At 35.1% G+C, this 11,992-nt stretch carries 12 protein-coding genes; 4 read left to right on the plus strand and 8 right to left on the minus strand.

Annotated elements, in window-relative coordinates; translation table 11 throughout:
- Positions 1-97: 97 nt before the first annotated feature.
- Together SPD48_RS08035 and SPD48_RS08040 are read right to left on the minus strand one after the other, a co-directional pair.
- Positions 98-1,006 carry a hydroxymethylglutaryl-CoA lyase gene (locus tag SPD48_RS08035; protein WP_336257573.1) on the minus strand — a complete coding sequence of 303 codons (909 nt, stop codon included), beginning with the start codon at positions 1,004-1,006 and terminating at the stop codon, positions 98-100.
- 16 nt (positions 1,007-1,022) lie between these two features.
- On the minus strand, positions 1,023-2,234 hold the full coding sequence (locus SPD48_RS08040) for a CaiB/BaiF CoA transferase family protein (protein WP_336257574.1): 1,212 nt from the start codon (positions 2,232-2,234) through the stop codon (positions 1,023-1,025).
- A gap of 150 nt (positions 2,235-2,384) precedes the next feature.
- On the opposite strand from SPD48_RS08040, the gene SPD48_RS08045 reads away from it, so the two are divergent.
- Positions 2,385-2,984 (plus strand): GNAT family N-acetyltransferase, encoded by a 600-nt coding sequence (locus tag SPD48_RS08045; protein ID WP_336257575.1) that lies wholly within the window; start codon positions 2,385-2,387, stop codon positions 2,982-2,984.
- Between the two features lie 448 nt (positions 2,985-3,432).
- Here SPD48_RS08045 and SPD48_RS08050 read toward each other — a convergent pair whose 3' ends face one another.
- The 3 genes from SPD48_RS08050 to SPD48_RS08060 all read right to left on the minus strand — a co-directional run bounded on the left by SPD48_RS08050 (position 3,433) and on the right by SPD48_RS08060 (position 5,440).
- The gene (locus SPD48_RS08050; protein ID WP_336257576.1) at positions 3,433-3,858 is read right to left on the minus strand and encodes a DUF1801 domain-containing protein; all 426 of its coding nucleotides are present in this window, start codon (positions 3,856-3,858) and stop codon (positions 3,433-3,435) included.
- A 158-nt stretch (positions 3,859-4,016) separates the two neighbouring features.
- Positions 4,017-4,196 carry a hypothetical protein gene (locus SPD48_RS08055; protein WP_336257577.1) on the minus strand — a complete coding sequence of 60 codons (180 nt, stop codon included), beginning with the start codon at positions 4,194-4,196 and terminating at the stop codon, positions 4,017-4,019.
- 110 nt (positions 4,197-4,306) lie between these two features.
- Positions 4,307-5,440 carry a zinc-dependent alcohol dehydrogenase gene (locus SPD48_RS08060; protein ID WP_336257578.1) on the minus strand — a complete coding sequence of 378 codons (1,134 nt, stop codon included), beginning with the start codon at positions 5,438-5,440 and terminating at the stop codon, positions 4,307-4,309.
- Between the two features lie 158 nt (positions 5,441-5,598).
- Between SPD48_RS08060 and SPD48_RS08065 the strand changes: the two genes are divergently transcribed.
- Positions 5,599-5,877 (plus strand): YqhV family protein, encoded by a 279-nt coding sequence (locus tag SPD48_RS08065; protein WP_336257579.1) that lies wholly within the window; start codon positions 5,599-5,601, stop codon positions 5,875-5,877.
- 230 nt (positions 5,878-6,107) lie between these two features.
- Here SPD48_RS08065 and SPD48_RS08070 read toward each other — a convergent pair whose 3' ends face one another.
- Positions 6,108-8,012 carry a serine hydrolase domain-containing protein gene (locus SPD48_RS08070; RefSeq protein WP_336257580.1) on the minus strand — a complete coding sequence of 635 codons (1,905 nt, stop codon included), beginning with the start codon at positions 8,010-8,012 and terminating at the stop codon, positions 6,108-6,110.
- Positions 8,013-8,173: 161 nt separating this feature from the next.
- Here SPD48_RS08070 and SPD48_RS08075 point away from each other — a divergent pair, with 161 nt between their 5' ends.
- Entirely contained in the window at positions 8,174-8,746 is a 573-nt protein-coding gene (locus SPD48_RS08075; RefSeq protein ID WP_336257581.1) for a TetR/AcrR family transcriptional regulator, read from the plus strand.
- 168 nt (positions 8,747-8,914) lie between these two features.
- On the opposite strand, the gene SPD48_RS08080 is transcribed toward SPD48_RS08075, so the two are convergent.
- Together SPD48_RS08080 and SPD48_RS08085 are read right to left on the minus strand one after the other, a co-directional pair.
- Entirely contained in the window at positions 8,915-9,520 is a 606-nt protein-coding gene (locus SPD48_RS08080) for an alpha/beta hydrolase (RefSeq protein WP_336257582.1), read from the minus strand.
- Between the two features lie 74 nt (positions 9,521-9,594).
- Entirely contained in the window at positions 9,595-10,065 is a 471-nt protein-coding gene (locus tag SPD48_RS08085; protein WP_336257583.1) for a hypothetical protein, read from the minus strand.
- A 141-nt stretch (positions 10,066-10,206) separates the two neighbouring features.
- Here SPD48_RS08085 and SPD48_RS08090 point away from each other — a divergent pair, with 141 nt between their 5' ends.
- Entirely contained in the window at positions 10,207-11,877 is a 1,671-nt protein-coding gene (locus SPD48_RS08090) for an ABC1 kinase family protein (RefSeq protein ID WP_336257584.1), read from the plus strand.
- Positions 11,878-11,992 lie beyond the last annotated feature (115 nt).

Below are 11,992 nucleotides of genomic sequence, written 5' to 3' on the forward strand. Positions count from 1 at the left end.
TACTTTTTACTCAAATATTAAACTATCCCAAAAGTAATCATTGACCTGCCTGTTCAATGATTACGCAAGGAAAGTACATAAAATATTCATAGAATTTTTATGTTTTATGCAGATCAGTTACTTTACCAGCTTTCACAATTTGCCCTGGTATATCATTTCTTCCTAAGAGTTCAGGTAAGCCTTTCGATAATTCAATTAATTTATCAAGGTTTACTTTCGTCTCTAAGCCCATTTCATGCAACATATGGACAAGGTCCTCTGTACAAAGATTCCCTGTTGCTCCAGGTGCAAATGGACAGCCGCCAATTCCGCCTAATGATGAATCAAATCGGGTTGCTCCTGCTTCAATCGCAGCAACAACATTTGCTAACCCCATTCCCCTTGTATTATGAAAATGAAGAGTTAATGGTACATCTCCAATTTGATCAATGACTTTTTCGACAAGCCGTTTAACTTGTACAGGATTCGCCATTCCTGTTGTATCTGCTAATGTAATGCTGTCCATCCCCATTGAAATATATTTATCTATAAAATGTTGCACAGCATTTTCCGCTATTTCTCCCTCAAATGGACATCCAAAACTTGTTGCTACTGAACCGTTTACCTTAATTCCAGTACCATGGACCCTGCTCATTATTTCGTTAAATCCAGCAAGTGATTCTTCATGTGTCCTGTTTACATTTTTCTTATTATGTGTTGCACTTGCTGACATAACGAGATTGATCTCATCAATATGGGCAGCAATTGCCCGCTCGGCCCCTCTTACATTTGCAATCAATGCTACATTGGTGACGTCAGGATTCCTTTTTATCGATGTAACCACTTCTTCTGCATCCTTTAAATTAGGTACTGCTTTAGGTGAAACAAACGATGTAACTTCGATCTTAGATAAGCCGCAATCACTCAACTCATTTATTAGGTTAATTTTCTTGTCAGTAGGCACAAAATTTCTCTCTATTTGGAAACCATCTCGAGGGATGACTTCTTGAATATGGATAAAACTCATCCGTTATCCCTCCCAATTAAATAATTTCTTTATTTTTTAGCGCTGCAATCTTTTCTTCTGAAAAGCCCAATAGTTCTTTATAAACTTCATCGTTGTGCTCACCCAACTTTGGTCCAGGCCATTTAATTTTTCCAGGTGTTTCTGAAAACTTAGGAATAATTCCAGGCATCTTCAGTTTGCCTAAATTCTCTACTTCTACTTCTTCTATCATTTCACGTGCCTGATAATGAACATCTTGCATAATGTCTTCAATACTGTATATTGGCCCATTCGGTACGTCATAACGATCTAATATTTCTTGTGCTCCTTTCATTGGATGTTTTAACGTCCATTCTGTAATAATACCGTCTAAAAAGTCCGCTTGTTTTGCTCGTAAGTCATTTGAGGAAAAATTAGAATCTTCGCCAACGTCTTCACGGCCGATCGCTTTCATTAATCGCTTAAAAATACTGTCCCCATTTCCGCCAATAACAATATATTTTCCATCTTTACATTTATACGTATTCGACGGAACAATTCCTGGGAGTGAACTTCCTGAGCGTTCACGGATAAATTTATAATAATCATATTCAGGAACCATACTTTCCATTAAACTGAAAACAGCTTCGTAAAGTGCTACGTCAATATACTGTCCTTCATTCGTTCCTACTACATCCCGATTATAAATTGCCATCATGGAACTGATAACAGCATATAATGAAGCCAACGAATCTCCTAAACTAATACCAACTCGAGTTGGCGGCCGATCTGGATATCCTGTCAAATACCGAATTCCGCCAATAGATTCTCCAACACTTCCAAATCCCGGTTTCTTACTATAGGGTCCATCTTGTCCATAACCAGAAATACGCACCATAATTATCTTAGGGTTAATCGCTTTTAAATCTTTATAGCCGATCCCCCATTCTTCTAGTTTTCCTGGACGAAAATTTTCAATTATAATATCTGTTTCTTTTGCAAGTTCCTTAATTATGTGTTGTCCTTCTTCGGCCTTTAAATTTAGCGTAATCGATTTTTTATTTCTCGCTTGTACATACCACCATAAAGATGTATCTTCATGCATCATACGCCATTGCCTAATTGGATCTCCCGATTTCGGTGTCTCAACCTTTATAACCTCCGCTCCAAAATCAGAAAATATTCTTCCCGCAAACGGCCCTGCAATTAATGTCCCTAACTCTAAAACTCGTAAGCCTTGCAATAATTCCTTTGATTTTTCATCAAACATCCTCCGACAACTCCTCTAGTCGACAAACTTTTCTATCAATTATGATACATTCATTACTTAGTAAAATCAATTTACTAAAAAGTTAAAAACACCTTCCATAATTTGTGAAATGATGTAATATAGGAATAACTATTTAAAGGTGGGGATTATGTGAAAGTAGAAGAAATTTATAAAGAACTGCCTAATCTTGAAACAAATAGACTCTTTCTAAGAAAGCTCACAAAAGAAGATGCACCAGATATTTTTTCTTATGCGTCGGATCCTGTAGTAACGAAATATCTCTTTTGGAATTCACATCAAACACTGGATGATACGATGGATTATATTAACTTTGCTCTCCATCAATATACAAATTATGATGTAGCACCATGGGGAATACATCATAAGCAAGATAATAAATTAATTGGGACGATCGATTTTGTGCGCTGGATTCCGGAAGACCGTCTAGCAGAAATTGGGTATGTTATTGCTCCAGCTTATTGGGGAAAAGGGATTACAACAGAAGCAGCACAAAAAATCATTTCGTTCGGATTTAATAACATGAATCTTATCCGTGTTGAAGCAAAATGTTATAAAGAAAATGTCGGTTCGCAACGTGTGATGGAAAAGTGCGGAATGTCCTTAGAAGGAACGATTCGTAAAGGAGTTTTCAAGAAAGGCAGGCACTGGGATATCACCCTCTATTCTATTTTAAGAGACGAATTTTTTAATTCGAGTCCTCAAGAAACTGAAGGAAAAGTTACCCTCTAGTTGCCAACAGACAGTAATAATAATGAGAAAGAGGTTGGGACAATACAAAATAGTAGATATGAAACACAAATAATTTTTCAAGTTAGCGAAAGAAATATACGGAGACTCCTGCCAGATGAAAAGCCTCGATAAGACACTGAAAGGCGACAAATATCGAAAGATTACAGACTAAAACCGCCCTTTGCGGGCAACGTCTGCATACCCCTTGCCGGGGCAGGGGGCTTGTCAGCGCTGGCGGTAAAGGAGACACTGTGAAAGCAAGCGATAGTGCGGCTTGAATAGATGTCGCTCTTATGCCAGTGGTGAAAGCGGAGTATATTTCTATAGCGACTATTATAATTTGAATCATACATGTTTAAATAACTCTTTCTAACTTATATCCCAACCGTTTCATCATTTTGCAGCACTTTCACTCGTTTCTTGCACTGCATTAAATACAGGGTTCGTTTTATTTTTCTTGCTCAGGATAAAGTTTTTGTAAAAATGTTATGGAATGTTTAATCATTTCTTTCAAGATCTCTATATCGATATCCTCAAGTTTATTAACATAGACACAAGCCTTACCTGAACTGTGTTTACCGAATTTTTCAAGTTCTCTATCTCGTTCTGGATATGTTGCAAAGTATAGACTTATTTTAGCTTTTCTCGGTGAGAAGCCCACGAGAGGTGCATTACCTTCATGACCGGATTTATATTTATAATGATACTTGCCAAATCCAATAATACTTGGTCCCCATAATTTAGCTTCGTAACCTGTCACCTCTGTAAAAATATCTAAAAGTTTGTAAGCATCTTCTCGTTTCTTAATACTTGGAACATTTTCTATAAATTCAATAATACTATTATCGGTTTCTTTCGTTTTTAATTCATACATTTTTCAAAACCTCCGGAATAAATATTAAATCCATTATAACAGATGATAAATCATAACTTAGCCCAGAGGAAGAAACCTACCAATCGAAATCAATCAAATGCTATAAAAGTAATAATTTTATCGAATAAATGCAAAGTACCCGGTGTGGAGTATAGCTCTTATTCCACTTTTCTATCGATACGCTGTGCTTTTAATTCAGCTGCAATTTTACTTAAAATTTCATTACGTTCTTTTTGTTTTTTGTAAAATAGGATCACTACCCAAGCGCAAAGACCTAAGATAACTATATAAATTCCAAAAATAATTACCATAGGTATAAGAGCAGCAAATACTTCCATTTATGTCACCTCCACTAGAAATGTTTGCTTAAGTAATTTTAAGTATACTAGAGTGAAGGATCTTGACAAAAGGCTTTAGCCTCATTTTGATTCAGTTTTTCTACATCACGTTATGGTTTTAACACAACTTTTATACAATTTTCTTTTTTATTATGGAAAATGTCATATGCATGTTCCGCTTCTACTAATGGAAGTTCGTGCGTTATGATGTCTGTCGGATCAATTTCCCCTTTTACAATTTTATTGTACAGGGTTTTCATATACGCCCTTGCAGGAGCCTGCCCCATTTTAACCGTAATATTTCTTGAAAAAAATGGACCGAGAGGAAACATATTATAAAGTCCGCCATAAACCCCTGTCAACTGAAGGATTCCGCACTTCCTTATTGCTTTTGTCGCTATTTGAATTGGACCAAGGGTTCCACCTTGAAGTTTTAATTTTTGTTCTACAAATTCAAGTGGAGATTTTTTTCCGTCCATCCCGACACAATCAATCACAACATCTGCCCCGCCTTTCGTTAATTCCTTTAACGTTTCTCCCATATCTTTATCTTGTGTAAAATCAAATACCTCTGTTTTATTCACTTTTCGGGCATGATTCAATCTATAATCAATATAATCAATAGCAATTACACGTTCCGCCCCTTTTTGCCAAGCAAATTTTTGTACCATTAGACCTATCGGGCCACAACCAAGCACAATAACCGTATCTCCTGCCTTTACCTCTGCATGCTCCACACTCCAATATGCTGTTGGTAAAACATCTGATAAAAACAATAAATGTTCATCATCAAGTTCACAATCATCTGGTACAACAAACGGAGTATAATTACCAAATGGAACACGTAAATACTCAGCTTGGCCTCCGGGAAAATCCCCAAACTTCTCAGAGTATCCGAAATATCCTCCCGTGTCGTAGTGTGGGTTTGAATTGTCACATTGACTTTGCATTTGGTTGTCACAATAAAAACAACTTCCACATGCGACAGTAAACGGAATTACGACCCGGTCTCCTTTTTTAACACGGGTTACGTCCTTTCCAACTTCTTCTACTATCCCCATCGGCTCATGCCCAATAATGTAATCAATTGGTAGTGGAAAGTTCCCTAAATATAAATGTAAATCTGATCCACAAATTGCAGTCGATGTAATTTTCACAATAATGTCCTCTGAATCTTGAATCTTAGGATAATCTACTTTTTTAACGATTAATCTTTGTTTTCCTTGATATGTGACAGCCTTCATTGCGCTTTCTCCCTTCATCGTTCGTTCTTCAAAACACTATTAGTTTGCCTATTCACATAAATTTCATGCAATTTCTAGTTTTATAAAAGATAATGTTTAGTCTTACTTGTCCATTTTTACGCATATGTATATAGAAGAAATAACTAGGAGGACCTCACATGTTATTTTTCTTAGAAAAGGCTCTTTTTGTAATGATTTTTTTCCGTGTTTTGTCAGGTTCTATTGAAGTTTTTGCGGCTTATTTAATGTTTCACTTTAATGACCTAGAAAAAGCAATTATTATTAATAGTTCCTTGGCTTTAATTGGTCCATTTATTTTCATTCTCACGACAATTGTCGGTTTGTTTGGAATTGCTGATAAGATCTCCATTCAAAAATTTGTTTTCATTCTTTTAGGAGTTTGTCTTATTATGTATGGGGTACTAAAAGCGGAGTAATTCTATTAGGGTCTTATCACATTTTCATTTCTATAAAAAAGACGAATTCTTCCTAGCGAAGAACTCGTCTTAAGCGTATTCATTCAGAGTATGTATATTTAAGCGCAGTAACTAACGCACCTTTCTTTTATTCATTCCCCGTATGATTGACTGACGTCTAATTTCCTATTAATTTTTCAACGTTCGTATTTCACCCTTTTTATACGCACAAACGGAAAAAGAAGTTTTTCTTAGAAAAGATTCCAGTAACTAAATAACCAAACAAAAAACAATGTTGTACTCGTATAAAGTGAGTAATGAATTCGACCAAAAACTCGCCACGATCTTCTTTTCCAAATGATAATTGTAAACACTGTTAATGCAATACTAAACGCAATGATTAAGTATGGAATAAAATCAAAAATTATACTCCATTCAGGTAATTCACTGAAAGCATCTTTGGGCATTTGATAAACTGGATCAATCTCACCATTTATCGCAATACTTCCAAAAAAGAGAAGGCTAAGTGCTCCATATCCAATTGCTAATAACTTTGCTGACTTAGTAATTTTGTCTTTTTCTTTTTGTTTTTTCCGAAGAATTCGAATCACAGCAACAATTGTCCAACTTAAAAGTGTTCCAATTAGCAATAATATACTTAAAGCAAGCGCTACAAATGTAAACCCACTACTAGCATACCAAGGTGCTTTTGCATAAGTCATTGGACCATCTGTCATTAACATCATATTTCCATTTTTATCCTTCTCAAAAACAATAGTTTTAAAATTTCCGTAAGCATCCGGAGTGCGCTCCGTTCGTTTATTCTTAAAAACTCCTGGCTCAATTTCATAAAACTGATTCGTTTCTCCAGCATGTGTAGCATATAGATACCCATCTTTATCCGTTTCCACCTGAATGATTCCTGTTACTAAACTAATAAATTTATCCACAGTTGTTAAACTTCTCCTGTTTTGATGGTATTCACCTGCAAATTTTTCGGAACTACCATTTGTTCCCTCTTCCGACGGAGCAAACACTTCTTCTTCCATAGGAAAATACTGATCCATAAACCCTTGAAAAACTTCATTATGCACTAAGTGGTTTCCACCACTATAAGACATAAAAATTCCTACACCCTCCTCTGGTAACAAATAAAGAGAGGAGTTAAACATCATTGTGCCTCCATGATGAAACAAGACCTTTTTTTCGTTAAATGTTCCTTCTATAAATCCTAAAGCCATTCCATCCAAAGCGGGGTGATGAGTGAATTGCTGGTTGAACATTTCTTGAACCGTTTTTTCTTCGAGGATCTTTTCATCTTTAAAGTATCCATTTTGAAGATAAGCTATCATAAAGTGAGCCATATCTGATGCAGAACTGCTCATTGCCCCAGCTGGTACAGGGAGAAATTCAAAATCAGCTTCTCTAAATTTTCCATCTACAAAGCGATAAGGAGTTACTGAATACTCAGATAATGATTGTGGTAAAGGCTGGTCAAACGTACTATTATTCATTGCTAACTTTTTATAAATATTCTCTTCTATATATGTTGCATAAGGCATTCCACTTACTTGTTCCACAATATACCCAGCAAGCGCCGTTCCATAATTCGAATAGGCAAGTACTTCACCTGCTGGAAATATACGTTCAGGCAATGATTCACGAACATACTCAGTAAGTGGGGGCAAATTATTTTCTTTTAATGTAAATATTTCGGTTGAATAATCTTCAAATCCAGGCGTATGTGTTAATAAATGGCGAAGCGTTATTGGAGTTGAGCCATATAATGGGATATTAAAATCTATGTATTCATTTACATCCGTATCCAAATCTAATTTTCCTTGTTCCACTAATTGCATGACAGCCGTCCATGTCATTAATTTAGAAATGGAACCAATTCTAAAAAGAGAAGTTTCGGGATCTACAGGAATCTCCGATTCTATATCTGCAAACCCATATCCTTTTTCAAAAATTATTTCTCCATCATAAACAATACTAACCGCTGCATTTGGAATGTTTCCTTTGTTAACTTTTTCTTCTATAAATTCATCAATCGTTTTCTCCATATCCTTCTGTTCAAGCGCACTTACTGTAGAATTCGTATTCATAAATAATACAAAAACAACTAACAACCAAAACCTTTTAAATTTTTTCATCATATTCTCCTTTTGTATATCACTTGATATATATCAATAGATTTATTATAAATGGTATACTTTTGTTTGTAAACTATTTTTTTCAAATTTGACAATCGTATTAACTAGAAATAGAATATGTATCTACTGATATATATCAGAAAAAAGGAGAATAATTCGCGATGGCCCCACGAAAAAAGTTTTCTAAACAAGATATAATAAATGCTGCTTTTGAAATTGCTAGAAAAGAAGGATTAGATGCAATAACAATAAGAAAAGTAGCAAAACAACTTGGCAGCTCAATTGCACCAATCTATGTTAATTTTGATGAAGTAGATGAACTTATTCAAGAAGTTATTCATCATACAAATGAGGTTGCGAAGCGGTTAGTTTTAGAACAAAATTCAGGACATCCATTCCGCGATATAGGAATCGGCGGGATAAAATTTGCGAGAGAGTATAGTGTTTTATATCGAGATTTATTTATGAAAAACAACCCTCACATGCAGCACAATGAAGAAAGTTTTGAGTTTGCCATCAAGCAAATGAAGCAAGACCCAAATTTACACGGATTTACCGATGAGGAATTAAAAGATATTATATTAAAAATGGATATATTCCATACAGGTCTCGCGGTTCAAGTAGCAAACGGTTTACTTCCTGAATATGTTACAGAGGAAAAAATGATTGAAATGTTGGATTCAGTGGCTGAAGATATCGTGATTGCAGCACAAACTCGCAACGAGGATAGGTAATGAAAAATCTGTTCATTTTTGAACGGAGAAATAATCACTCATGCTTTCAATCAGAATTGAAGAATAGATGAAGAAGTTGGACTGGGCCTAGAGAGTAAGACGTTGAACTTAGTTAGGGAATGATAACCGTTAAGCAAGAATCCCTACACAAAGGTAGGGATCGTTTATTTAGAAATTAGTCTCATACCAGCTTCGGGAAGCCCCAAATTCTTCGCCTGTTAAATAATGTCCGCTGTTTTCCCAATGCAATTCAACCGAAGCACCTGCAGCCTTTAGTAAAGAAAATAATTCTGTAGATTCCTCAGGTGGACAAAGTGGATCATTTTTTCCAGCCCCAATAAAAACTTGCTTACTAGTTAAATCAGGAAGATCAATCCCTCGTCTTGGCACCATCGGATGATAAAGAATTGCACCTTTTAATGCATCCTTATAGTGAAATAATAAACTTGCCGCGATGTTCGCTCCATTTGAATATCCGATAGCGACAATCTTATCCCGCTCAAAATGATATTGTTCGGCTGCTTGGTCTAAAAATTCATAAAGTTCTTTTGTGCGAAAGATCAGATCTTCTTCATCAAATACTCCTTCTGAAATGCGCTTAAAAAAACGAGACATGCCGTTCTCTGAAACATTGCCGCGCACACTTAGTACAGATGCTTCTGGGTCAATCTTTTTTGTTAATGGGATTAAATCCTTTTCCGTCCCACCAGTACCATGTAACATTAATAAAGTCGGTCTAGAAGGAACGGTACCAGCTTGATAAACATGATTCAAAGAAAACACTCCTTTAAATTATTAAATCGCTTCCATCAATCCATCTAAAAACTTTTTCTATGTATAACATTATGTCAATCAATAAATAAAGCAAATACGTAATTTGCTGTACCTTGTTCCCACTTTCCCTCTAGTTCATAAAGGACGTTTCCTTTAAACAATGACAAATCTATGTCTTCGTAAGTAGCAATCACTCTTTCATCATCCCAAACCTTAACAGAATATTCATTAGGTGGATAGTCAAATAATAATCCCACTTCTGCATCAGCATGGACGGATGTTGCTTCATTAAAATCAACTAATTCAGGTGGGGCTGCAATGTCAGTCTGCGTATGTACTGTTTCCCCATTTTCAGAAACATACTCCCAACTAAAGCCTCCAGAAACTGTACGAATTGTTTGTTCACCTATAGCAATTGTTAAACTTGGCGGTTCTTTTAAATTCTTTCCTATCTTTTCTGTATATTCGTTTCTTTCATTTTTTGACGAACATCCCAAAGAAAAAATTAATAATAAACATATGATTCCAATATACCCGTATCTCATCTCTTTTTCCCTCATTTCCCGTACATATCTCCTCTCATTATACTAATATTTCCTAAAAACGAAATAAGTAATGATTGATTTTTGATAAAAAGGGAATCTGTAAGAATATGCTTAGCAGGGTTATGAGAGGAGTTGTTTTATATGTTGAAAGAAAAGATAAAACACACACAGCGATATCAAGAAATTATGAATGCTTTTTTAAAAAATGGATTTAGTCATTTTTTGTTTCGGATTGGATTAATAAATAGTCCTTCTTCCACTAATTCATCTGAAAAAGGTAGTATGAACTTACAAGATATTGGAATAAAACTCCGAGAGACTATGCAAAAACTCGGTCCAACTTTTATTAAACTTGGACAAATTGCGAGTACACGTCGCGACATCATACCAGATGAGATAGCAGATGAACTAGAAAAACTGCAAGATGATGTTCAATCATTTCCCTTTGAAATAGTAAAAGATATTATTGAACACGAATTGAAAGACTCCTTGGATCATTTATTCAAAGAATTCGAAACAACACCATTAGCCACCGCTTCAATTGGTCAAGTACATGTGGCTAAGCTATTATCTGGTAAAGAAGTAGCAATTAAAGTTCAGCGACCTGACATTGTGCCAAGCATTGAGATCGACTTGGACATTTTACAAAGTTTAGCTAATATGATCGAATCTAGATGGGAATGGGCCAAAACATACCACTTAAAAGAGATGATTGAGGAATTTTCAAACTCCTTACATAACGAACTTAATTACAGAATGGAAGGTCGAAACAGCGAAAGGATTGCAAAACAATTTAGAGAAACAAAAGCCATTCATATTCCTACCGTATATTGGGATTATACAACAAATAAAGTACTTACAATGGAACGAATTGTCGGGATAAAAGTAAATCATTTTGATAAGCTTAAGGAAGATGGATACGATCTCTCCCTTCTTGCTGAACGTATTGCCCAATCAATGCTTCATCAAATACTTGAGGAAGGGCTCTTCCATGGTGATCCTCATTCAGGTAATATTTATATAATGCCAAATAATCGAATTGCTTATCTCGACTTTGGCATGGTTGGTCGACTTAGTGATGACTTAAAATATCATTTTACTTCCCTTATTATAAATCTTCAAAAAGGAGATACCAATGGAATAATTAAAACATTTACAAAATGGGGTGTTTTGAATGAGGACACCAATATGACCACGCTTCAACGGGACATCGACATGTTACAGACAAAATATTATGATGTTCCATTTAAAGAAATTAGTCTAGGCAAAGTGATTATTGACGTGTTTACTATTGCATACAAACATAAAATTGAAATACCAACGGATATTACGATACTTGGTAAAGTAATTTTAACCCTCGAAAGTATTATAGAAAAATTAGATCCTACATTCAGTATTATGAAGGCTATCGAACCTTACGGTAAAAGACTTCTTTTGAAACGATTCAACCCTAAAAATATTGCCCAACATTCATGGGACCAACTTATTGAAAACATTGAATATTTATCTGAATTACCGAAAGATATACAAGAGATTACGAATACGATTAAAAAAGGTAAACTTCGTTTAGATATTAATATGAATGAACTACACAACTTTTTAAAGCGTCTTGATCGAGTTAGTAATCGATTATCTTTTAGTATCATTTTACTTTCATTTAGCATCTTAATGGGAGGACTGATTATTGGCGCTTCCATCTTAGGGCAAACTACCTTGTTATTTAGATTACCTGTCATAGAATTTGGATTTGTGATTGCTACGTTAATGTTCTTATTTATGATCTACACAATCATACGATCTGGGAAAATGTAGCCCACTCTCTATAGAAAGGTCATTTCATAGATCAGGGAATATTTCACTATTATTCGTTCCCCTAAAAACAAAAAACATATAGTAGAGTATGATTAACATCCACCTAATAAAAACA

Origin of the sequence: Pseudogracilibacillus sp. SE30717A, from assembly GCF_037071985.1 — a bacterium.
Taxonomy (GTDB): Bacteria; Bacillota; Bacilli; order Bacillales; family Amphibacillaceae; genus Pseudogracilibacillus.